Origin of the sequence: Paraburkholderia tropica, assembly GCF_914484835.1 — a bacterium.
GTDB lineage: Bacteria > Pseudomonadota > Gammaproteobacteria > Burkholderiales > Burkholderiaceae > Paraburkholderia > Paraburkholderia tropica_A.
In genome coordinates this window covers 258992-281648 of sequence record NZ_CAJZAR010000037.1, presented here as the reverse complement: position 1 = coordinate 281648, position 22657 = coordinate 258992, and the positions used below count along the sequence as shown (strand labels likewise).

The 22657-nt window shown below is 65.3% G+C and carries 19 protein-coding genes; 8 read left to right on the top strand and 11 right to left on the bottom strand.

Annotation, left to right across the window (positions count from 1 at the left end; translation table 11 throughout):
- Positions 1–51 precede the first annotated feature (51 nt).
- A complete protein-coding gene (locus LDO54_RS09480) occupies positions 52–732 on the top strand; it encodes a Fe2+-dependent dioxygenase (RefSeq protein ID WP_224009519.1) in 681 nt (226 codons plus the stop codon).
- A gap of 40 nt (positions 733–772) precedes the next feature.
- Here LDO54_RS09480 and LDO54_RS09475 read toward each other — a convergent pair whose 3' ends face one another.
- Positions 773–1408, bottom strand: coding sequence for a LysE family translocator (locus LDO54_RS09475; protein WP_224009517.1), 636 nt, complete (start codon positions 1406–1408; stop codon positions 773–775).
- A 184-nt stretch (positions 1409–1592) separates the two neighbouring features.
- Complete coding sequence (locus tag LDO54_RS09470) at positions 1593–2411, bottom strand: CerR family C-terminal domain-containing protein (RefSeq protein WP_224009515.1); 819 nt, start codon at positions 2409–2411, stop codon at positions 1593–1595.
- Positions 2412–2513: 102 nt separating this feature from the next.
- On the opposite strand from LDO54_RS09470, the gene LDO54_RS09465 reads away from it, so the two are divergent.
- The 4 genes from LDO54_RS09465 (at position 2514) to kdgT (ending at position 8155) form a co-directional block, all read left to right on the top strand.
- Positions 2514–3689, top strand: a complete 1176-nt coding sequence (locus LDO54_RS09465; protein ID WP_436975539.1) for an HlyD family secretion protein — start codon at positions 2514–2516, stop codon at positions 3687–3689.
- Positions 3682–5283, top strand: coding sequence for an MDR family MFS transporter (locus LDO54_RS09460; RefSeq protein ID WP_415774395.1), 1602 nt, complete (start codon positions 3682–3684; stop codon positions 5281–5283). The genes LDO54_RS09465 and LDO54_RS09460 overlap by 8 nt, the downstream gene beginning before the upstream one ends.
- Positions 5284–5301: 18 nt before the next feature.
- Positions 5302–6831, top strand: a complete 1530-nt coding sequence (locus LDO54_RS09455; protein ID WP_224009511.1) for an efflux transporter outer membrane subunit — start codon at positions 5302–5304, stop codon at positions 6829–6831.
- A 307-nt stretch (positions 6832–7138) separates the two neighbouring features.
- Positions 7139–8155, top strand: coding sequence for a 2-keto-3-deoxygluconate transporter (gene kdgT / locus LDO54_RS09450; RefSeq protein ID WP_224009508.1), 1017 nt, complete (start codon positions 7139–7141; stop codon positions 8153–8155).
- 67 nt (positions 8156–8222) lie between these two features.
- Here the strand turns inward: kdgT and LDO54_RS09445 are convergent, their stop codons facing one another.
- Together LDO54_RS09445 and LDO54_RS09440 are read right to left on the bottom strand one after the other, a co-directional pair.
- Entirely contained in the window at positions 8223–8768 is a 546-nt protein-coding gene (locus LDO54_RS09445) for a cytochrome b (protein ID WP_224009506.1), read from the bottom strand.
- The gene (locus LDO54_RS09440; RefSeq protein WP_224009505.1) at positions 8765–9826 is read right to left on the bottom strand and encodes a catalase family peroxidase; all 1062 of its coding nucleotides are present in this window, start codon (positions 9824–9826) and stop codon (positions 8765–8767) included. The genes LDO54_RS09445 and LDO54_RS09440 overlap by 4 nt, the downstream gene beginning before the upstream one ends.
- A 223-nt stretch (positions 9827–10049) precedes the next feature.
- Here LDO54_RS09440 and LDO54_RS09435 point away from each other — a divergent pair, with 223 nt between their 5' ends.
- A complete protein-coding gene (locus LDO54_RS09435) occupies positions 10050–10454 on the top strand; it encodes a GFA family protein (RefSeq protein WP_224009503.1) in 405 nt (134 codons plus the stop codon).
- Positions 10455–10514: 60 nt separating this feature from the next.
- Here LDO54_RS09435 and LDO54_RS09430 read toward each other — a convergent pair whose 3' ends face one another.
- The 4 genes from LDO54_RS09430 to LDO54_RS09415 form a co-directional block, all read right to left on the bottom strand.
- Complete coding sequence (locus LDO54_RS09430; protein WP_224009501.1) at positions 10515–11957, bottom strand: NAD-dependent succinate-semialdehyde dehydrogenase; 1443 nt, start codon at positions 11955–11957, stop codon at positions 10515–10517.
- Between the two features lie 227 nt (positions 11958–12184).
- Complete coding sequence (locus LDO54_RS09425) at positions 12185–14449, bottom strand: TonB-dependent siderophore receptor (protein ID WP_224009499.1); 2265 nt, start codon at positions 14447–14449, stop codon at positions 12185–12187.
- 307 nt (positions 14450–14756) lie between these two features.
- Positions 14757–16895: a phosphocholine-specific phospholipase C gene (locus tag LDO54_RS09420; protein ID WP_224009497.1), complete on the bottom strand. Its 2139-nt coding sequence runs from the start codon at positions 16893–16895 to the stop codon at positions 14757–14759.
- A 59-nt stretch (positions 16896–16954) separates the two neighbouring features.
- Complete coding sequence (locus LDO54_RS09415; protein WP_224009487.1) at positions 16955–17380, bottom strand: hypothetical protein; 426 nt, start codon at positions 17378–17380, stop codon at positions 16955–16957.
- Positions 17381–17460: 80 nt separating this feature from the next.
- On the opposite strand from LDO54_RS09415, the gene LDO54_RS09410 reads away from it, so the two are divergent.
- Positions 17461–17676 (top strand): hypothetical protein, encoded by a 216-nt coding sequence (locus LDO54_RS09410; RefSeq protein WP_224009485.1) that lies wholly within the window; start codon positions 17461–17463, stop codon positions 17674–17676.
- A 1-nt stretch (position 17677) separates the two neighbouring features.
- Here the strand turns inward: LDO54_RS09410 and LDO54_RS09405 are convergent, their stop codons facing one another.
- Both LDO54_RS09405 and LDO54_RS09400 read right to left on the bottom strand, forming a co-directional pair.
- A complete protein-coding gene (locus LDO54_RS09405; protein WP_224009483.1) occupies positions 17678–18826 on the bottom strand; it encodes a porin in 1149 nt (382 codons plus the stop codon).
- A 313-nt stretch (positions 18827–19139) separates the two neighbouring features.
- Entirely contained in the window at positions 19140–19472 is a 333-nt protein-coding gene (locus LDO54_RS09400; protein WP_224009480.1) for a DUF1330 domain-containing protein, read from the bottom strand.
- 422 nt (positions 19473–19894) lie between these two features.
- Here LDO54_RS09400 and LDO54_RS09395 point away from each other — a divergent pair, with 422 nt between their 5' ends.
- Positions 19895–20113, top strand: coding sequence for a hypothetical protein (locus LDO54_RS09395; RefSeq protein WP_224009478.1), 219 nt, complete (start codon positions 19895–19897; stop codon positions 20111–20113).
- A gap of 75 nt (positions 20114–20188) precedes the next feature.
- On the opposite strand, the gene LDO54_RS09390 is transcribed toward LDO54_RS09395, so the two are convergent.
- Positions 20189–22321 carry a tetratricopeptide repeat protein gene (locus tag LDO54_RS09390; RefSeq protein ID WP_224009476.1) on the bottom strand — a complete coding sequence of 711 codons (2133 nt, stop codon included), beginning with the start codon at positions 22319–22321 and terminating at the stop codon, positions 20189–20191.
- Between the last annotated feature and the right edge of the window lie 336 nt (positions 22322–22657).

The following is a 22657-nucleotide window of genomic DNA, read 5'->3' as shown; positions in this document are numbered from 1 at the left end:
CGCCAGAGGTGCCGCCGTTCGCGCATTCATGACGATGCAAAGAGTGAAACGATGATCGTGGAAATTCCGGGCGTATTCAGCCCGCAGGAATCGAAGGTGCTGGTCGAGCGGCTGCGCGCGGCGCAGTGGATCGACGGCAAGGCGACGGCGGGCGCGCAATCGCAGCGCGTCAAACATAATCGGCAACTCGCCGGCGACGATCCGCTCGCCCGCGAGATCGGCGATGAAATCATCGACCGTCTCGCGAAAGATGCGGTGTTCATGTCGGCGGCGCTGCCCAAGCGCATTTATCCGCCGCTGTTCAATAGCTATGCGGGCGGAGAATCATTCGGATTCCATATCGATAATGCCGTGCGCGGGATTCGTGCTTCGCGCGAGCGTGTGCGTACCGATCTTTCCGCCACGCTGTTTCTCGCCGATCCGGCCAGCTACGACGGCGGCGAACTCGTGATTCGCGATACCTACGGCGAGCAGCGCGTGAAGCTGCCCGCCGGGCACATGATCCTGTATCCGGGTTCGAGCGTGCACAAGGTCGAGCCTGTGACGCGCGGCGAGCGCATCGCGTCGTTCTTCTGGATCGAAAGCCTTGTGCGCGAGGATGCGCAACGCGCGCTGCTGCTCGATATGGATGTCGCGATCCAGCGGCTCACGATGCAGAACGCCAATGACGAATCGCTCGTGCAGCTCACCGGCTGTTATCACAATCTGCTGCGCATGTGGGCCGATTGCTGAGCGGGCGCGCGTTGGGTGGGCGCGTCGCGCGCCCGGCGCTTCAGATCCCGCGGCGTCCGGCGCTGAGAATCAGGCGCAGGCCGAGCGCGGCGATCGCGCCCGCCGCGAGCCGGTCGATCCAGCCCTTCGCGCGCAGATACAGATCGCGCGGACGCTGGCTCGAAAAGCACAGCGCGACCACGGTGTACCAGCCGGTTTCGATCGCGAACACGAGCGGCGGCAGCGCGAAGTAGCACCACGTCGGCGGATGTTGCGGCAGCAGCGCCACGAAAATACTGCCGTAGGCGACGGCGGTTTTCGGGTTGCTCAATTGCGTCGTGAGGCCCATCCAGAACGATTTGCCGGGCCGCGTGCCGCCCGCGACATCGCGGTTCATCGCGATCGGCTCGCCCGCGCCGCGCCAGATCCGCGAGGCGATATAGAGCAGGTAGAGACCGCCCGCGATCTTCAGGCCCGCGTAGAGCCACGACACGGTGGCGAGCAGCGTATAGAGACCGGCGAGCGCGATACCCGCGAAGCAGATCGCGCCGACGCCCATGCCGAGCGCGGTGGCGACGCCGTCGCGGCGCGACAGGCCGATCGCGTTGCGCGCGACCATCACGAAACTGGGGCCGGGGCTCATGGCGCCCAGCAGCAGGGCGGCAAGAATACTGACGACAGCGGTAGTGGGGGACATGGCGATCGCGCGCGGGTGGCGAGTGGGTGAAAGGGTTTTTAACAGTAGCACGCCGAAATGCGCATCGCCGTGCGTTTCGCATCGGAAACCAGGAAAACTCGCGCGTGCGTGCGGGTTTCCCTTGTTTCCGATAAGCGATGAATCGTCGCTCGCGTTTCTTTAAGGAAACGCGCAGTGTGTTCGCTTATTGTGCGGCGGCTTTCGCGGCGCGCGTCTTTTGGGGCGCTGAAGCCGCCGCTTGATCGGGCGTTGCTTCCGCCTTCTTCTCAATGCGCTGCTCAGCGCCTTGTTCGCCGTCCGTGCCGCCCTGACGGCTCCAGTGTTCGAGCAGCACACGCGTTTGATCGGCAACGTTCGCTTTCAGAAACTCGGCCTTTTCAGCGTCGATGTCGTCCCATTTCAGCGTCGTCAGCGTTGCGCGCCGCGCGATATAGAACATCAGGAACTGGCCGTAGAGGCTGAGCATGCGCATGACGGTGAGCGGATCGTCCGCGCGCGTGCCGCTGATGCGGGAGAGCAGCGTGGTGTTCACGTCGTTGAGCGGCGCGCGCACGCGCTGGCGCAGGACTTCGGAGCCGGACGCCGGCTCGCCGCCGCCTTGTTCGCGTGCGAAGAACAGCCGTTGGTCGGGGTCGCTGCGCTTGACGAAGGTGCGGTCGGCGACCGCGCGCTGAATGTCGAGGAAGGCGTCGATCATCTCGGCCGTGCTGCCGTCGCGGTCGAGCACGGCGCGCGCGCGCAGCACGGCGGGCTCGAACGATTGCCACGACTCGTCGGCGAGCGATTCGGCGCACGCGCAGTAGAGGCCTTCCTTGCTTTCGAAATAGTACTGGAGGGCGGGGGCGTTGACGCCCGCGCGTGCGGCGATATCGCGGGTCGAGGCGCCTTCGAAACCGTGCTGGCCAAACAAGCTGATGGCCGCTTCGATAATCTTGCGGCGAGTTTCGTCGCCGCGGGCGTAGCCGCCCGCTTTGGGGCGGCGTAGCGGTTTCGTGTCGTTCATGTGATTCGAGTGGCGGTCTGAGCTTTCGAAATATATCACTTGACACAATTTTGCCGGATGGAATAATTTTGCCGACTGGAATAAATTAAGGCTGGCAAAAACATGTCAACGACTGCGGGCGCGCCGGGACGAGATGCGTCGGGCGACGCCAATTCGCCCGATAAACGCGATATCCAAACTGCCGATAACAAGGCCGATAAAAAGACCGGTAATAAGCGTGCCGTCATGATCGGCCTCGGCGTCGTCGCGTTGCTTGCGGGCGCAACGTGGTTCGGTCACTGGTGGCTGGTGGGGCGTTTCATCGAGAGCACCGACGACGCCTATCTGCAGGCCGACAGCGTCACCGTCGCGCCGAAGGTCAGCGGCTATATCACCGATGTCTTCGTCGCCGACAATCAGGCCGTGAAGGCCGGCGATCCGCTGGTGAAACTCGATGCGCGCCAGTATCAGGTCGCGCTCGATCAGGCCAACGCCACCGTCGACGCGCGCCAGGCCGACATTCAGCACGCCGAGGCGCAACTCGTGCAGCAACGCGCGAACATCGCGCAGACCCAGGCGCAGCAGGAAGTGGCGCGCGTGAGCCTGCGTCATGCGCAGGACGAAGTCGCGCGTTACGCGCCGCTGGCGGCCACGGGCGCGGAAACGGTCGAGCGTCTCACCGAACTCAAGAGCACGCGCGATCAGGCGCAGGCCACGCTGGCGGCGGACACGGCCTCGGTCGAGGCGGCACGTTCGCAAACCGCCGCGCTCACGGCGCAACTCGCGCAGGCGCGCGCGCAGCTCGAAGCGGCGCGCGCGAGCGCCGCGCAGTCGCAGCTCGATCTCGACCACACGGTGGTGACGTCGGCGCTCGCGGGCCGTGTGGGCGATCGCACGGTTCGCGTGGGCCAGTACGTGCAGCCGGGCACGCGCATGCTGACCGTGGTGCCGGTGCAGCAGACCTATCTCACGGCGAATTTCAAGGAAACGCAGATCGGCCGCATGCGCGTGGGCCAGCCCGTGGAAATGCGCGTCGACGCCTTGTCGGGTCACACGCTGCATGGCGTGGTCGACAGCTTCGCGCCTGGCACGGGCGCGCAGTTCGCGCTGCTGCCCCCGGAAAACGCCACCGGCAACTTCACGAAGATCGTGCAGCGCGTGCCGGTGCGCATCCGTCTCGACATCGGGCCGGAAACGCGCGCGGTGCTGCTGCCGGGCATGTCCGTGAATGTCGATGTCGACACGCGTTCCGCGAGCGAGGACGATCGCCGCATCGACGCCGAGAACCATCGTGGCTGAGGCCGGCAACGCGGGCAACGCGCCCGCCGCGCCGCAGCCGCACGGCGAGCGCGCGGGTGTCGCCGACTGGATCGCGGTGGCCGCCGGTGCGCTGGGCGCGCTGATGGCCACGCTCGACATCTCCATCACGAACTCGGCGCTGCCGCAGATACAGGGCGAAATTGGCGCGACGGGCACCGAGGGCACGTGGATTTCCACGGGCTATCTGATGTCCGAGATCGTGATGATTCCGCTGGCCGCGTGGCTCACACGCGTGTTCGGACTCCGAAATTTCCTGCTCGCGAATTCGGCGCTGTTCATCGGCTTCTCGATGATGTGCGGCTGGTCGAGCACGCTCGGCGTGATGATCGCGGGCCGCATCGGCCAGGGCTTCACCGGCGGCGCGATGATTCCCACGGCGCAGACCATCATCCGCACGCGGTTGCCGCTCTCGCAGCTACCGGTGGGCATGACGGTGTTCGGGCTCATCGTGCTGCTCGGGCCGCTGCTCGGTCCCGTGGTGGGCGGCTGGCTCGCGGAAAACATCAGCTGGAGCTGGTGCTTCTTTATCAATCTGCCGGTCTGTATCGCGCTCATTACGCTGCTGATCGTGGGCCTGCCCGCCGATCGTCCGCATTGGGAGGCCTTTTTCAAGGCCGACTGGCTCGGCATCGTCGGCCTCGCGGTCGGCCTGAGCACGCTCACGGTCGTGCTCGAAGAAGGACAGCGCGAGCGCTGGTTCGAATCGAGCATGATCGTCACGCTCTCCTGCGTGTCGTTCGCGGGCATGGTGCTGATCGCGATCTCGCAGTTCGTCGCGAAGAAACCCATCTTGCGGCTCTCGTTGATGCGCAATCCGCGTTACGCGAGCGTGATCATCATCGTCTCGGCAGTGGGCGCGGGGCTCTATGGCATTTCGTATCTGCTGCCGCAGTTCCTGAGCCTCGTCGCCGGTTATAACGCGGAGCAGTCGGGCGCGATCATGCTGCTTTCCGGGCTGCCCGCGTTCCTCGTGATGCCGGTGCTGCCGCGCCTGCTCGCGAAAGTCGATTTTCGCGTGCTGGTGGTGAGCGGCCTGCTGCTGTTCACGCTGAGCTGCATGCTCGATATTTCGCTCACGGCTCAAAGCGTGGGCCACGATTTCGTGTGGTCGCAGCTCATTCGCGGCGTGGCGCAGATGCTCGCGATGATGCCGCTGAATCAGGCCTCGATGGCGGCGGTCGCGCGCGAGGATTCCGGCGATGCGGCGGGGCTCTACAACATGGCGCGCAATCTGGGCGGCTCGGTGGGGCTCGCGATCATCGGCACGCTGATCGATCGGCGCGAGACCTTCCATACGGCCATGCTGCGCGAGTCGATCAGCGCGAATTCGCTGATCGGTCAGGAACGCGTCGCGAGCGGCGCGGCCAGCTGGTTCGCGCAGACCGGCGACATGGCGTATTCGAAGATGATCTCGCTCGAACAGATCGCTTCGCAGATCCACCAGCAATCGATGGTCATCACGTACTCCGAAACATTCTGGGTGCTCGGTATCGCGCTCGCGGCGTGCGTGCCGCTCGCGCTGATGCTCAAGAAACCGCAGCCCGGCGCGAAGACGCCGTCCGCCGGCCACTGACGCTTTCACTTTCGACACATGACGGCAACTCGTTCTTACCGCGTTCCACGCGCACTCCCGTTCGCAGTCCCTTTCGCAGTCCCTTTCGCACTTCCGTTCGCACTTCCCGTCGCGCGACTCTCGCTGATCGCGGGCGCGTGCCTGCTCGCGGCCTGCACCGTGGGCCCCGACTATCGCGGCGCACCCGCGGTCGCGCCCGAAGCCGCGAGCGCCGCGACCTTCGTGCGCACGCCGGCGCAAGGCGTGACGATGGCGCGCGCGCCGAGCGACTGGTGGGTCGCGCTCGACGATCCGCAACTGAACGCGCTGATCGCGGCGGCGCTCGAACACAATCCCGATGTGCGCGTCGCGCAGGCGCGGTTGCGCGAATCGCGCGCGCAATTGCAGCAGCAGCGCGCCGCCGAAATGCCGAAAGTCTCGGCGGTGGCCGCCGCGCCGCGCATGCGCGAACCCGATCTCAGCTCGTTCTCGCAATCGTCGGGCAGTTCGGGGGCGGGGCGCGGTCCGCTGCAGTTCTATACGGTGGGCTTCGACGCCTCGTGGGAAATCGACCTGTTCGGCGGCACGCGCCGCGCGGTGGAAGCGGCCAGCGACGAGGCCGACGCCGTGTCCGCCGATCTCGCCGACACGCAGGTGTCGCTCGCGGCCGAAGTCGCGCAGGCCTATATCGATCTGCGCGACGAGCAGCAGCGTCTCGCGATCGCACAGCGCACGGCGGAGATCCAGCAGCAGTCGCTCACGCTGACCACGCAGCGCCGCGCGGGCGGCACGGCTGCCGACGTGGACGTCGAGCGCTTGACCACGCAGGTCGAAAACACGCGTTCGAGGCTCGCGCCGCTGGCGTCGCAAGTGGAGATGTCGCTCGATCAGCTCGCGGTGCTCACGGGCAAGGCGCCGGGCGCGCTCGATGCGGAGCTGGCCACGCCGCGTCCGTTTCCGACGCTGCCCGCGACGGTCACGGTCAGCGATCCGGCGACCGTGCTCGCGCAGCGTCCCGACATTCGCGCGGCGGAGCGCCGCCTCGCGTCGAGCAACGCGCAGATCGGCCAGCACGTGGCCGACTATTTTCCGAAGCTGACGCTGTTCGGCGATCTCGGCTTCACGGCCGCCGATCCGGGCCACCTCGCGCGCAAGAGTAATTTCAGCTGGGTGGGCGTGCCGTATCTGCAATGGAACCTGCTCGACTTCGGCCGCACGGCCGGCGCGGTGCGCGGCGCGGAAGCCTCGCGCGACGAAGCGCAGGCGCGTTACGAAAAGGCCGTGCTCGCCGCGTTGCAGGACGCCAACGGCGCGCTCTCGCGCTACGGCTATCAGCGCGATCATGTGGTGACCTTGCAGAAGGTGCAGGCGTCGGCGGAGCGCTCGGCGACTTTGATGCGCCAGCGTTATCGCGCGGGCGCATCGAGTCTCGTCGATCTGCTCGATACGCAGCGCGCCGAATTTACCGCGCAGCAGGACGTGGTGTCGGCGCAGGCACAGTTGCTCAAGGACTTCGTCTCGCTGCAGAAAAGTCTCGGTCTGGGCTGGCGCAGCAGTTCGCAAAGCTGAACTCACGAATGAACCGGGCGGCGCGTTCGCGCCGTCCTTCACGCTCTCCGGTCGATCGACCGGATTCAATCGCCGCGCGCTCGCATCGGGCGCATTCGCGCGGCGAAAATATTCACGACACATCAAACCCCAGATAGTGGGAAAACGCCTTGAATTTGCGGGGTAAACGATGAGCGTGCAACGATTAAAAATCGAATTCGCGCGCCTTTCAGGCTGCTATATTTTTTCGTCAGGGAGTCGCGACTAGAACCCGGACGCCATGCGCGTGCGTGCCGATCCGGCGTGGATGAGACATCCAGGAGGAGGCATGAAGCTGAAGAAGGCCATCGACCGCGTGCCAGGCGGCCTGATGCTGGTGCCCTTGCTGCTCGGCGCCTGCGTGCATACGTTCGCGCCCGGCGCGGGCAAGTACTTCGGGTCGTTCACCAATGGACTGATCGCCGGCACCGTGCCGATTCTCGCGGTCTGGTTCTTCTGCATGGGCGCGACCATCGACCTGCGCGCGACCGGCGCGGTGCTGCGCAAATCGGGCACCTTGCTCGCGACGAAAACGGCGGTGGCGTGGGTCGCCACGCTGGTCGCGGCGCGCTATCTGCCCGCCGACGGCGTCAAGGCCGGGCTGTTCGCGGGGCTTTCGGTGCTCGCCATCACGACCTCGATGGACATGACCAACGGCGGCCTCTATGCCGCCGTCATGCAGCAATACGGCACGAAGGAAGAGGCGGGCGCGTTCGTGCTCATGTCGATCGAATCGGGGCCGCTCGTCAGCATGATCATTCTCGGCGCGACGGGCGTGGCCTTCTTCGAGCCGCGGTTGTTCGCGGGCGCAGTGCTGCCGTTTCTCGTCGGCTTCGTGCTCGGCAATCTCGATCACGATCTACGCGATCTGTTCGGGCGCTGCGTGCATCCGCTGATACCGTTCTTCGGCTTCGCGCTCGGCAACGGCATCGACCTCAACGTGATCGCGACGAGCGGTTTCGCGGGCGTGATGCTGGGCCTCGGCGTGATCGTCGTGACCGGCATTCCGCTGATTCTCGCCGATCGTCTGATCGCGGGCGGCAATGGCGCGGCGGGACTCGCGGCGTCGTCGACGGCGGGCGCGGCGGTCGCGAATCCCGCGATCATCGGCGAGATGATTCCGCGTTTCAAACCGCTCGTGCCGGCCGCCACGGCGATGGTCGCGACCTCGTGTCTCGTCACCGCGATTCTCGTGCCGATCCTCACCGCGTTGTGGGTGCGCAGAAAGAGCGCGCGCGAGGCCTTGCGGGAGGAGTTCATGGGGCCGCCGGTGCAGCCCGTGACGGGGCAGGACGCGCACGTTTGATGCGTGCTTGCGTGGTGCTCGCGTGGTGTTCGCGTTGCCCCGCGCTCTGCTCGATGCGCGCGCCGCGTCAGTTTCGCACCGCGCCGCGCGCCATGCTTGCGAGCACGCCGTCGCGGCGGATCAGCGCGTGAAAGAGCGCCGCCGCGAGATGCAGCAACACGGTCGCGAACAGCGCGAGCGCGAGCCACGTATGCGCCGCGCGCAGCCACGCGTAGAGCGTGACGTCGCGCGGCACGATCGGCGGCAACTGCACGCCGCTCGCGAGCACGACCGGATAGCCGCCCGCCGACAACATCGACCAGCCGATCAGCGGCATCGCGATCATCAAGCCATAGAGCGCGAGATGCGAGGCGTGCGCGGCGGCGCGCTGCCACGCGGGAATATCGTCGGGCAGGGCGGGCGCGCCGCGTGTGAGCCGCACGGCCACGCGCACGATCACGAGCAGCAGCAGTGCGATGCCGAGCGGGCGATGCAGCGCGATCAGCGTTTCGTGCAGCCGCGACACGGTCGAGACCATGCCCACGCCCACGAACAGCATCGCAATGATCAGGACTGCCATCGACCAATGAATCAGCCGCGCGAGGCCGCTGAAATGAGTGGCGCCGGTTTTCATGGCTGGGCTCCTCCGTGCTGTTCGTGAGATTGCGCGGCTTCTTCGCGCGTGCGGCGGTTGAACGAAACGGAATAGGCGGCCGAGCGCGCCGCGAGCAGCGGATCGTCGGAGGGCTTCAGGCCGTCGGGCAGAATCGTCGGGTCGTAATTCACGTCGCGGCAGGCGCCTTCGCGCTGCGGCGTCGCGCGGCGCAGCACCAGCGTGCCCGCATCGATCTGCTCGCGGTCGGCGGGCCATTGCTGGGTGGCGTCGTTGGTCGGGTCGCCGGGTTGGCCGACCGTCAGCACGAGACGCCAGAGCAGCGGGCCTTGCGCGAGCCGTGCTTCGAGATCGTCGGCGAGAAAGTCGGGATCGCGTTTTTGCGCGTCGGTCTGCGGCGCATAGGCGATCTCGGGCACGGTTTGCCAGCGGATTGCGCGCGTATTGTCTTCCGCATCGGTGGCCAGGAACGCGTTGATGCCGTAGAAGCCCGTGTTGGCGAAACTCGACGCAGGCGGATGCGCCTTCAGCCATTGCCGGAACGGCAGCGTTTCAGGATTCGCCGCGAAAAACGCATTGAGTTTCGCGGGATCGGGCTTGCCTGTGGCCGGATCGGGTTTCGAGGCGACCAGTTGCTGATAAAATTGATTCGGTGTGCGAACCACGAAAACGGGCGTCGAATTCATGCCGGTGCGCCATTGCTCGCCGTCCTTCAGCTGGAACAGCAGCGCCATGCTGCGTACCGGCGTGCTGGCGTCGGGCGCGGACGGATTGCTGCCCGGAATGGCGAAGCGGCCGATCACCGGCGTCTCGCCCGGCGCGAACACGGCCGCGCGCGAGACGCGGGCGCCGTTGCCATTGCTTTCGAATTCGCCTTCGAGACAGAGGCCTTTGGCGTGATTGCGGCGGAAGCCCGCATGCACGCCGTAATTCGACTCGAACGTGTTGATGATGTGCGGGGCGTTCACGCGTTTGGGCGTGAGCCAGCCGGCGGTCCAGGCGAACGCGCCGGCCGCGCCAACGACGACCGCCGCGATGGCCGCGAGCCGGCACGGCAGGCAGATGGCGTTCTGGCTCATGGCGCGCTCCTGCGCCGCGAATGGGTACGATGAGGCATGATCGGTCCTGTCGGTGGCCAATAAGGGCTGTTACTGGCGTCAACAAGGCGGGCACGCGGTCTATTCCACGTGTGCAGAAGTTTTTTCGCGGTGACCTTCGTGGCCCGACCTACGTGGCCCGACCTACGCGGCCCAACCTCCGCGGCCCAACCGTAAGGCGCACGAAACCCCACAGGAGCAGGCGATGCTGAAGCTGACGGGCGGCTGTCTATGCGGGAAGATCCGCTACGAGATCGCGGGCGAGGCGATCGGCAATACGGCGTGCCATTGCGTGGATTGCCGCCGCGCGTCGGGCGCGCCCTTCGTCGCGTGGCTCAGCGTGGCGCGCACGGCGTTTCGCGTGACGGCGGGCAGTTTGAAGTGGTACGCGTCGAGCCCGAACGTGGAGCGTGGCTTTTGCGCCGACTGCGGCACGCCGGTCACGTACCACAGCGCGGCATTCGCGGACGAGATCGACGTGGCGACCGGCACGCTCGATCGGCCGGACGACGCGCCGCCCGACCGCCACTCGTGGGTCTCCCAACGGCTCGCATGGGTGAAGCTGGCCGACGATCTGCCGCAGCATCCGCGAAGTTCTACGGAATCCTGATTAATACGCGGATAAAAAACGCCGCGGCGCAATTGCAGCGCGCCGCGGCGTGTGCGTCGATCAACGATGCTCGGTGACGAACTTCGTGACCAGATACGCTTCCATGGCTTCGGTGCCGCCTTCCGAACCGTAGCCCGAATCCTTCACGCCGCCGAACGGCACTTCGGGCAGCGCGAGGCCGTGGTGATTGATCGACAGCATGCCGGTTTCCACGTCTTCCGAGAGCGCCGCCGAAGTGGCGCTCGAACGCGTGTACGCATACGCGGCGAGGCCGTAGGGCAGGCGATTCGCTTCGGCGATGGCGTCTTCGTAGCGCGAGAAGCGCGTGATCGGCGCGAGCGGGCCGAACGGCTCCTCGTTCATGATGCGCGCGGAGAGCGGCACGTCGGTCAGCACGGTCGGTGCGAAGAAGTAGCCTTCGCGGCCGACGCGCTCGCCGCCCGTGAGCACCTTCGCGCCGTGTTCGCGTGCGTCGGCCACGAGACGTTCCATCGCGGCGAGGCGGCGGTCGTTCGCGAGCGGGCCCATCTGCACGCCTTCTTCCAGGCCGTTGCCGACCTTCACCGTCTTGATGGCCGCCACGAAGTGCTCGACGAACTCGTCGTAGGCGGCGTCTTCGACCATGAAGCGCGTCGGCGAAATGCACACCTGACCCGCATTGCGGATCTTCGCGCTCGCGAGCAGTTTGGCCGCGCGCGGCACGTCGGCGTCGGCGAACACGATGGCGGGGGCGTGGCCGCCCAGTTCCATCGTCGCGCGCTTCATGTGTTCACCGGCCTTCGAGGCGAGCAGCTTGCCCACCGGCGTCGAACCCGTGAACGAAATCTTGCGGATCGCCGGATGCGCGATCAGATACGACGACACTTCCGAGGGCACGCCGAACACCAGGTTCAGCGCGCCTTGCGGCAGGCCCGCATCGACGAACACCTGCACCAGCGCCGCGCAGCTGGCCGGCGTTTCTTCCGGTCCCTTGAGCACGACGGTACAGCCCGAGGCGAGCGCGGCCGAGACCTTGCGCACGGCCTGGTTCAGCGGGAAATTCCACGGCGTGAAGCAGGCGACCGGGCCGACCGGTTCGCGCGTGACGATCTGGCGGACGGCGTCGGTGCGCGAGGGCACCACGCGGCCATAGGTGCGGCGGCCTTCTTCGGCGAACCAGTCGATCACGTCGGCGCCCGCGAGCGTTTCGGCCTTCGCTTCGCCGAGCGGCTTGCCTTGTTCGCGCGTCATGATCGCGGCGATGTCGCCCGCGCGTTCGCGCAGCAGGTCGGCGGCGCGGCGCATGAGCTTGCTGCGTTCGAGCGGCGAGACCTTGCGCCATGCGTTGAAGGCGCGCGCGGCGGATTCGGCGGCGTCCGAGAGATCCTGTTCGCTCGCGAGGCTCAGGCGGCCGATTTCCGCTTCGGTGGCCGGGTCGATCACGGCGATCGTCTTCGCGCCGGCGCGCCACGCGCCGTCGACGTAGATCTGGGTATGCGGATAGGGCTTCACGCTGGAACTCATGATGGGGCGATCCTTTGCAACGATGCAACGGTGGGGGGAAGCCGGCGGCGCGCTCGGCAACGCGCGTCGCGTGGGCCGCGAGACCGCTCATTGTGCCATCGCTTCGCGAGGCTTGCAGGCGGCCCCCAAAGCACAAGGCCTTTCGACAAATGCGAAAGGCCTTGTGGACGGCCCCGTGTTTCAGGGGCCGAAGCGCGTTGCGCCGGAGAGCGTCTATACGGCGCGCATCAGAATTCGAGCGTGGCGTTCGCAACGAACGTGCGCGTGGCCGACGGCATCACGTAATAGCCCCACGCGGCGGTCCAGTAGCGGCGGTTGAACAGATTGTTCACGCCCGCGCGCAGCGTCACGTCCTTGCCCGCAACCTGGGTTTCGTATTTCGCGCTCAGATCCCACGTGGTGTACGCCGACACGAACTGCGTGTTGGCCGCATCGACCGCCATGTTGCCGACGTACTTGCCGCCGAACGCCACGGTCAGCGCGCGCAGATAGGACGGGTTGTACTCCACGCGGCCCGTCGCCGTGAAGCGCGGCGCGCCGTAGACGCGCTTGCCGTCCACGCTCGGATCGTCGACGTCGACGGCCTTCGCGTCCAGCCACATCACGCCGCCCATCAGACGCCAGTCGGCAGCGAGTTGCAGCCAGCCGCTCGCGTCGATGCCCTGATAACGCTTCGTGCCGCTCTGCACGAACACGTTGGCCGAGTTGGTGTACTCGTAGCCCTGGTCGATGCGGAACAGCGCGAGATTCGCGCCCCAGTTGCGATGATCGGCCTTGAGGCCCACTTCGTACTGCTTGCTCTTGAGTGGACCGAAGGTCTGCGGATAGTTCACGTTGGTGTTGCTCGACGAACCGCCTTGCTGCAACGCTTCCACATAGCTCGCGTAGACCGTGGTGTCGGGATCGAGCTTGAACATCAGCGCGCCGGTGGGCGTGACGGGGTTCGCGCTGTAATCGGCCTGCACCGACTGATCGACGTTATAGACGCGGTCGCGGAACTGCGTATAACGCAGGCCGAGCAGCGCCGAAAGACGCGGCGTGATCTGCACCGTGTCGCTCGCGTAGAGCGCGGTTTGCGTGGTGCGTTCGTGGCGGAACAGGTTTTCGCCGATATGCACCGCGTCGTTCGTGAGCAGCGTGCTCTGGTACAGATTGCCGGTGCCGAGGCTATAGCCGTCGTTCCAGCCTTCGCTGTCGTCGTATTCGCTTTGCTGGGTCTGATAGCTCGCGCCGATCACCACGTCGTGCTTGAACGGACCGGTGTCGAACTTGCCTTCCACCATTGCGTCGACGTTCTGATAGAAGTAGCGCGTCAACGCCGCATACAGCGTGTTCTGATAATCGCCCGCAGCGTTATAGACGTAGAGCAGGCTGTCCGAGTTGGTGCGGTTTTCCTTCGCGAAGCGGTATTTCAGGCTCGCGTGCCACGCATCCGAAATGCGATAGTCGAGGCCGGTGCCGAACGAGGCGATCTCGGTTTGATAGAAGTTCTGCGGCTGCGTGAGGTCGCGCGTGACCTTGCCCGCGTCGGGAATGCCGAGCCCGCCGCCCACATAGATGCCGAACAGCGTGCCGTTGGTCTTGCGCTTCTGATAGAACGCGTCGGCGGTCCACGTGAGGTCCGGTGTGATGCGGAAGTCGAGCGCGAGCGACGCTACCTGGCGGCGCACGTGGCCGTTCGCCTCGGCGGTGTTGCCGTCTTCGTTGACGAGATTCAGGCGATAGCCGAAGCGATTGTCGTTGCCGAAACGGCCGCCGAGATCGATCTTCTCGCTGAACACGCCCGCCGATTGATAGCCGATCGAGAAGCTGCGGTACGGGTCGTCGGTGGGGCGCTTGAGCACGTAATTGACGATGCCGCCGGGCGTGCTGAAGCCGTACATGAAGCCCGAAAGACCCTTGAGCACTTCCACCTGCTCGAACTGTTCGAGCGATAGTTCGGTGTCCCAGGAAGGGAAGTTCTGGCCGTCGACTTTCACGCCGTTGAGCATGTCCACGGCGAGGCCGCGAATCGCGAACGCGGAGTTCTCGCCGGTTGCGTTGTCGCCGACGATGGTCACCGCCGGATCGTATTTGAAGAGATCGTTGGCCGTGTTGGCGAGCAGATCCTTGCCGCGCTCCGTCGTCACGACATCGGTCGAGAACGGCGTGTCCACCTGGCGCCGGTTGCCGAGCGCGCCGGCCGTCACGCGCTTGGGCGAGGCCGTTTCGCTGTCGCGCGCGGCGTTCACCTTGACGGTGGGCAGCGCCTTGCCGTCGGCGGCGGTGTCGGTTGCCGGGTCGCTCTTGTCGTTGTTGTCGCTCTTGTCGTTATTCGTCGCCGGTTTCGCCTCTGTCTGCGCGGTGGCCTGCGCCCAGCCGGCGGTCGACAGCGTGGAAAGCGTGATACCGGCGCTGACGAGCAGCGCGGCGCTCAACGAGATGCGTGCGCCCCCAACATTTTCAGCGGCGAAGCCAGGGCCGGATCGGCGCGCGGCAGCAGTATTCTTCATATTATTCTGGTGAGTCGGATGACCGGGCGCCCCCGGCAGACGGTGTTCGCGTGTAAGTGCGATGAAAGAAACGTGCAGATGGTAATAGAAATGATTCGCATCTACAACAAAACGCATAAAGGTGTCTGAAAGGCGCTGAATCGTACGAAACCGGCTTGCCTGGGCGGCGTTTTTGTGCCCAAGCCCGGCGCGCGTGGCAGGAAATCTGCGGATTGATGGCGAGGCGGGCGCGCCAAAGCACACGGCGCCCGAAGGCGCCGTGCGAGGACATCGGAGCAGCGGGCGAGCGCCCGCCGCGAGTGGGTGTTTAGCTGATCTGCGTGATCGGCGCGACCGCAGCCGGGTCGCTGATGCTCGGCTTGCCGGTTTCGACGTGGCCGGCGTAGCGGCGCGCGAAGCTCGTGTCGTCGCGGTTCGTCACCGTGAGGTCGTACCAGTGATGGCTCGACGCCAGCACCCACGGTTCCTCGATGCGTCCGCCCGCGGGCACCACGACCAGGCGCTCGCGCGCACCGTAGGCGTTGTCCGTGACCGTGAGGCGCGCGAGGCCGCTGCCCGTGTTCGTGAACTTGAGGAACAGGTTGCCGTTGGCGACGTCGTATTGCGCCGTGACTTCGGGTTGCGGCGTGCTCGTGTGCTTGCCTTGCTGCGTCGTCTGCGACGCCGCGGCCGTGCCCGAGAAGCGGCGCACGAAGCCATTCGGGCCGTGCACTTCGAACGCGTAGACGCCGTTGGTCGCGCTCAGGTCCCACGTATCGTCGAGCGACTTGCCCGCTTCCACCGTGTAGCGCCACGGACCGTCGGTGCGGTTCGTGCCGTACACGTAGAAGTGCGCGCCCTGGCGGCCCTTGTTCGCGAACGTGATCGAGAGCGCGTTCTTCGTCGTATCGACGTGGGCGTTCACGTGCAGTTCGTAGGGCAGCGCGCGGGCGTAACGCACGCCGGGTTCCTGCGGATCGATCGGGCCGGGCGTGGCGGGCACCGTCGGCGCGGCGTTGACCGAGCACTGGTTATCGGCCATCGACATGTAATTGCTGGTGTCGGGCAGCGTGGGCATCGACGCATCGGGCGTGCGGAAGTCGAAGGCCGTCGTGAGGTCGCCGCACACGGCGCGGCGCCATGCCGTGATGTTCGGCTCCTGCACGCCGAAGCGTTCTTCGATGAAGCGGATCACCGAGGTGTGATCGAACACCTGCGAGCAGACGAAACCGCCCTTGCTCCACGGCGAGACGATGGTCATCGGCACGCGCGGACCGAGCCCGTAGGGCAGGCCGTCGGCGGTGTACTTGCCGCCGCGTGCGGGATTCACCACGTTATGGATTTCGCCTTCCACGCTCACCGTTGACTTGCCCTGCGCCGACGTCGTGGGCGGCTGCGGCGGCACGACGTGATCGAAGAAGCCGTCGTTCTCGTCGTACATGATGAAGAGGACGGTCTTGCTCCAGACTTCGGGATTCGAGGTCAGTGCATCGAGAATCTGCGAGGTGTATTCCGCGCCGTACGCGGGCGTGTATTTCGGATGCTCCGAGAACGCGGCGGGCGGCAGCAGCCATGACACTTGCGGCAGCTTGTTCGCGAGCACGTCCTGCTTGAGATCGGCGATCGTGCGGGCGGTCTGCGCACGCTGATAGAGCGCCGAGCCCGGCTGCGCGTTGATGAAGTTCGCGAAGTTCTGCAGGATGTTGGTGCCGTAGTTGCCGTTCAGCGGATCGCTGCCGTTGGTGCCTTGCTGATAGATCTGCCACGAAATGCCTGCGGCCTGGAGGCGCTCGGGATAAGTCGTCCACGACAGCAGTTGATACGCGGGCGGCACGTCGCCGTCGACGTAATCGTTGTTGTCGAGCAGCGGGCCGCCCATCGTGCCGGTGGGATCGACCATGCCGGTCATCAGATAGGAACGGTTCGGATGCGTCGGGCCGGGCAGCGAGCAGAAGTAGTTGTCGCAGACGGTGAAGGCATCGGCCAGCGCGTAGTGGAACGGAATATCCGCGCGCAGGTAATAGCCCATCGTCATGTCGGTCTTGTACTGCGGCCACTGATTGTAGAGACCGTTGTTGATCGCGTATTGCGTCGGGTACCACGAGTGATCGAGGTCGCCGACGCATTGCGCGCTGGTGGTCTGCGTGTCGAGGTGGAACGGCAGCACCGGCTTCGTGGCATCTTCCTTCGACGGCTGATACCAGACCGGCAGGCCGCCCGGCAGCGGAATCGGCAGGCGGTCGTTATAGCCGCGCACGCCGCGCAGATGACCGAAGTAGTGGTCGAACGAGCGGTTCTCCTGCATGAACACGACGATGTGCTCGACGTCGCGGATCGAACCCGTGCGCGAGTTCGCGGGAATCGCGAGCGCGTTGCGGATCGATTCGGGAAGCACGGTCATCGCGGCGGCGGCTGCGCCCGAGGAAGCGACGGTTTGCAGGAAACGGCGACGGCTGGTTGACGTCATTGTTGTTCACCTTTCTGCTTGCGGATGGAATTAGGTGTGCATAAGCACACAACGGTGCATTACTGGCTCGTTGTTACGGTGCTGCTGGAATCGTTGCCGGTGGGGGCGGCCGTGGCGGCTGCGCCGGCTGTGTTGGCGTTAGTCGCTTGCGGCGGCTCGTCGCCCGGCGCGTAGCTCATGACGGGCGCGATCTGCTCGCTGTCCGCCGCGAGGCTCGCCTGCACGCTTTGCACCGGGTCGCTCGCGTAGCTCGCGGGGGCGGCGGCGAGGGTGTCGCTGCTGGCGGTGGCTGCGTTGGTGTTGCCAGCGCTCGCGTAAGCGTTTTTGGCGTTGGTTTCGGCGTTCGCGGTGAGATTCGGCGTGCTCTGCTGCTGCGGCGGTGCCGACGACGCGTTGTCGCCCGGCCCGCATGCGGCGAGCATGATGGTTGCGAGCACAACGGAAATCGCGGTCGCCGTGCTAACGGCGAGAGGGCGTCGAGTCATGTGCGCGGGCACTCCCGAAGATGGATCGGCGCACAGTTTCCGGTAAGGAGAAGAAAGAATTGTGAAACGAGTGAAAACGTTTGCGCGCGATGAATTTTCTTTTGCAAACGGTATTGGGCGAATGCGAAATGCGTAAAAAGCGCGTGCTGCGCGATTTAATTCTTTCCAATCGCCGACAAAACTTTCTCGATGCTTTCTATTGCATTGCTGCGCTGAATAAAAACGCGGAACGAAAAAAAGCCCGTCCGCAGACGGGCTTTTCGTATCGCGCGAAACTTGCCGCGCGAGCAGCGTGATTTAGAAGCGAGTCAGCATGCCGACCGCGCCCATCACCTGGTTGCCCGTCGACGACGAGCCGCCCGCGTTGTACATCACCGCGACGTTCTTGTTGCCCGTCGCGTGCTGGTACATCGCTTCGGCGTACAGCTCGGTGCGCTTGGACAGCGAGTAGCGCGCGATCGCGTTCACCTGGCTCCACTTCGGATCGGCGCCATACGAGGTCGCGCCGCTCAGATGCGCATCGGTGTACGCATACGACAGACCGGCCTTGAATGCCGGCGTGAAGTTGTACATGCCGTTGACTTCGTAATTGTCGAAACGTACCGAGCCGTTGCTCAGGCCGAATGCGCTCGTGCCTTGATATTGGCTGTGCGAGTAGACGAAGCCGACAACGGCCGGGCCGAAACCGTAGTTCAGGCCGGCGGCCACCGTGCGCTGCACGTCCGACGTGAGGCTGCCCTTGACTTCGGCCTGGTCGACCGCGCCAGCCGTGTTCGTGTATGCGCTGGTCGTGCCCGTGACCGTCTTCGCGCCCGAACCGTTGGTCTGGAGGTAGCCCGCGGCGGCCGTCAACGAACCGTAGGTGTAGCTCGCGGCGGCGCTGTACGCGCGGCTGACGGCGAAGTCGGTGCTGTTGCTGAAGGCGTACATGCCGCCGAACTTGAAGCCGCCGTAGTTCAGGCTCGTGTACTTGACCGAGTTGTTGAAGCGGACGCTGTGCTGGAGGTTGTCGTTGTCGTACGGGTGCGCGAAGCCCGAGTCGCCGAACGTGCCGGCCGTGGCCGAGAGCGGCGAAACGAAGTCGACGACGTCGTCGTACTGGCGGCCCATCGTGAGCGTGCCGAACGCGTTGCTGCTCAGACCGACATACGCCTGGCGGCCGAACATGCGGCTGTTCTGGCCGAGCTGGCCGTTATTGACGCTGAAGCCGTTTTCGAGCACGAAGATCGCCTTCAGACCACCGCCGAGATCTTCGGCGCCCTTGAGGCCGAAGCGGCTGCCGCTGATGTTGCCGCTCGCGAGCGCAACGCGGCCGCTGCCGCCCACGTTGTTCGTATAGGCGATGCCGGCATCGACGAGGCCGTAGAGGGTAACCGAGCTTTGAGCGTGGGCGGACGCGGCGGCGAATGCAGTAACGCACGCGGCGGCGATAGAGATTTTTTTCACTGTGGGACTCCAGTCCTGTAGAAACGCCGGGTTGAGACGGGAGCGAGTATAGGAAGGGTCGATTCGCGAAATGCGATTGGCGGTCCGCAAGGACTCTTCCGTGAATTGGAAGAATGGATTCAAAAAATTGAAATAAATCGGCGCAAGTCATGCGCAGTCAATACTTGCGCCGAAGAATCAGTAAGGATGTGAGCGCCCGGTGCGTCCATTGAGTCGCATTTCCACAACATTTGCGAGTTCGGGGATTGGGCGGCGTGTATCGCGCATTTCGCGCATTTCGGGCATTTCGTGCAGTTCGAATCGCGTGCCGGAATTACGCATCGTGCCGCGCGAGTACATCGGTGGCGCGATGCGGCTGCGCGACCTGATCGATCAGGAAAACGTCGCCGCTCGCGTGCCGCGTGCGCAACGGCAGGATCGCCTGGTAGGCGGGCGAGCGATACCACGCGCGGGCGCGTTCGCGATCCTCGAATTCGATGATGATCAGATCGCCCTTGAATGCGCCTTCGAGCCGCTCGACGCGTCCGCCGTGAACGATGAACCGACCGCCGAACGGCGCGAGCGTGGCGTCGATCTTCTCCAGGTATTCGACGATCTCCGCGCAAGGTTCGCAGCGGTGCAAATGGGCGATGGCGTAAGCGGTCATGGCTGTCCTCGGGGCGGGGTGCGGGTGGCGCGGAGCGAAACGATGCAACCGAGGATAGGGCGAGTGCCGCGGCGGGGCGATTACGTGGGAGGTAACGTAAGCCAATGACAACGACGTTAAATAACGTCTGAACTAAGCGAAGGCTGAATCGAGAGAAAGTTATTGAAATACCCAAAAAATCGCTTGCAAAGTTTAGGGGAAAACCCTATAGTTGACTCGTCTCCTCCATGTCTCCTCCTGATATGGATTCAGCCCGCCAACTTAGGTGGGCTTTTTCTTTTGTGGCGCCGGTTTTGCAAGTGGGATTGAGTCCGCGTATTACCGCGTAATCCCCGGCTTCGCCCGCATCGGTTGTCACGATCCATCGAGAGTAAAATAGCGTTATTGGCGTCCATTCGCGACGCTCCGCTCCCGACATCCCGATGAAACCGTCTCCCGCGCAGGAACCCAAGCGCAAGCGTCCGCCTACCTGGGTGCTCAATACGCTGACCGCACTCGTCGGCGTGCTCACGCTCGCGCTGGGCGTCGGCTGGCTGATCCGCAGCTGGATCGTCGATATGGAAATTCCGTACTTCGCGATTCCGCTCGTGATGTGCGTGCCGGTGATCGTCGCCGTCGCGTTCCGCAATTTCTGGGACTAGCGCGGGTCAGCGGACCCGCGCCGCGCCTTCATTTGCGCCTTCAATCGCGGCTTCAATCGCGCACGCATCGCGCTTTCAGTCACCAAATTCCTGCGCACACGCTTCCCGCACGCGCTCAATGACCGCGCCCCACGTTTCGTAGTTGCCCTGTCGAAAGAGCCGCACGGTATGCGGATACCACGGCGAATCCTGGCGCGCGTGCAGCCAGCGCCAGTCCACGTCGCGGCGCGGCAGCATCACCCAGCAGGGCACGCCGAGCGAGGCGGCCAGATGCGCCGTCGACGTATCCACGCAGATCAGCAGATCGAGTTGCGAAAGGATCGCCGCCGTATCGACGAAATCCGTCACCTCGCTGCCCAGATGCAGGATCGGCTGATTCTGCGGCGGGCGCTGCGCCTCGTCTTCCCCCGCGCCTTTTTGCAGGCTCACGAACCGTAGTCCCGGCACGCGCCAGAGCGGCGCGAGCGCGGCCAGCGACGGAATCGAGCGATGGTGATCGTTATGGTGCTGCGGGTTGCCGCGCCACACGAGGCCCACGCGCGTGCCCGGGCCGAGCGTATCGAGGCGCGCGCCCCATTGCTCGACGAGCGCCGCTTCAGGTTGGAAGTTCGCGGGCGCGGGCGTGGTGTCGAGCGTCGTGCCCAGATGCATCGGCAGGCTGAGCGGGCTCGCCCAGTAATCGAATTGCGAGGCGCGCGAAACGGCGTCGGCATGATCGATCACGATGTCGATCCCTTCGACGCCCGCGAGCACGCGATGCAGCGTGCTCACGCACGCGAACGCGATATGGCGCGCGCCTTGCGCCTTCAGCAGCCGCGCGTAACGCGCGAACTGGAGCATGTCGCCGAGTCCGTCTTCCTGCCACAGCAGCAGCGTCTTGCCCGCGATCGGCTCGCCTTGCCAGTGCAGGCAGTCGAGCATGTCGCGCGAGCGATAGTGGATGAAGCCGGTGTTGTCGTAGCGACGTTCATAAAGACGCCAGCCTTCCTCGTAGCGTCCCATCGCGATCAGCAGCGTGGCGAGGCGGAACTGCGCGTCGCCGTAGGCGGGATTCAGTTCGAACGCGCGCCGGTAGGCCGCTTCCGCTGCATCGAACGCGCCGAGTTCCTTCTGCGCGCTGCCGATGTTGAAGTGCGTGAGCGCGAAGCCGGGGTTGCAGGCGAGCGCCTCCTCGAAGACCGCGAGCGCTTCCTGCAATCGGTCGAGCGCGATGAGCACGCCGCCGAGATTGTTGAGCGCTTCCGTGTGCGTCGGCGCGAGGCGCAGTGCGTTGCGATAGGCGGTTTCGGCTTCGGGATAGCGTTCGAGCTGCCGCAGCACGACGCCGAGGTTGTAGTGCGCTTCCGCATGATCGGGGCGCAGCGCGAGCGCTTGCCGGAACACCTGTTCGGCCTCGGGCAGACGCTTGAGATCGACGAGCACGCAGCCGAGATTGATCACCGCCTCGACGTAATCGGGACGGATCTGGATCGCGCGGCGGCAGACCATTTCCGCGTCCCCGAGCCGGCCCAGCGTCTTGAGCAGCGCGCCGTAGTTGTTGAGCGCTTCGGGATACTGAGGCTGCACATTCAACGCCTGGCGAAACGCTTCTTCGGCCTCGTCGAGACGGCCACTGACGCGCAGCAGATTGCCGAGATTGTTGTGCGCGCGCGCGCCTTGCGGATTGGCCTCGATCGCCGCGCGGTAGGCCGTTTCGGCTTCGTCGTAGCGGCCGGTTTCATGCAGCGCGAGGCCGAGGTTGTAGTGCGCGTCGGCGTGCGCGGGCGCGAGCGCGAGCGCCGCGCGGTAGGCGTCTTCCGCTTCCCGATGGCGGCCGAGCCGATGCAGCACGGTGCCGAGATTGCTCCAGCCATCGACGTGCGCGGGGTTCAAGGCGAGCAGCTTGCGCCACACCGTTTCGGCGGCGGGCAGCTTGCCGAGCGCCGTGAGCATCGCGGCGAGGCCGTTGTAGGCCTCCATGTGTTGCGGCTGCGCGTCGATGCAGCGCTGCCACAGCGCTTCGGCCGCGGCGGCCTGGCCCGATCCCATCGCGCAGAGCGCGGCGAGATTGAGCGCGTCGATGCGCGTGCCGTCGTCGGCGCAGGCCTGCTGGCCCACGAGCGGCGCGATCGCGGCGAAGGCATCCGCGAAACGGCCTTGCGCGCACAGGGCGGCCGCCTCTTGCTGGCGGTCGGGGCGAAGGGGCGCGTCGGTCGTCGTCGTGGTCACGGTGGTGCTGGGCGAAATAAAGGACCGTATGAGCTTAAAGCATGCGCGGCCCGGGCAACGGCGCGATAAGAGCGCACAGATTGCGGTTGTTCCGCCGATAAGACCTTCATTGCGGTTACGTCCCCATGCGCGCCGAACGGATCGCGAAAGCACGGAAAGGATTAGAAAAATCCGGGAAGTTCGATTGCAGATTCGTAAGGCGATGCGGGCGTCTTCTGCGTCCGCTGCAAAGCCGCGTTATGCTTCGCAGCATTGCGCGCCGACGTGCGCTGACGTGCGGTCTGCATTCGCTGGGCTGCATGTTTCGTTCGTCATTCGCGCGCCGCTTCCACAGGA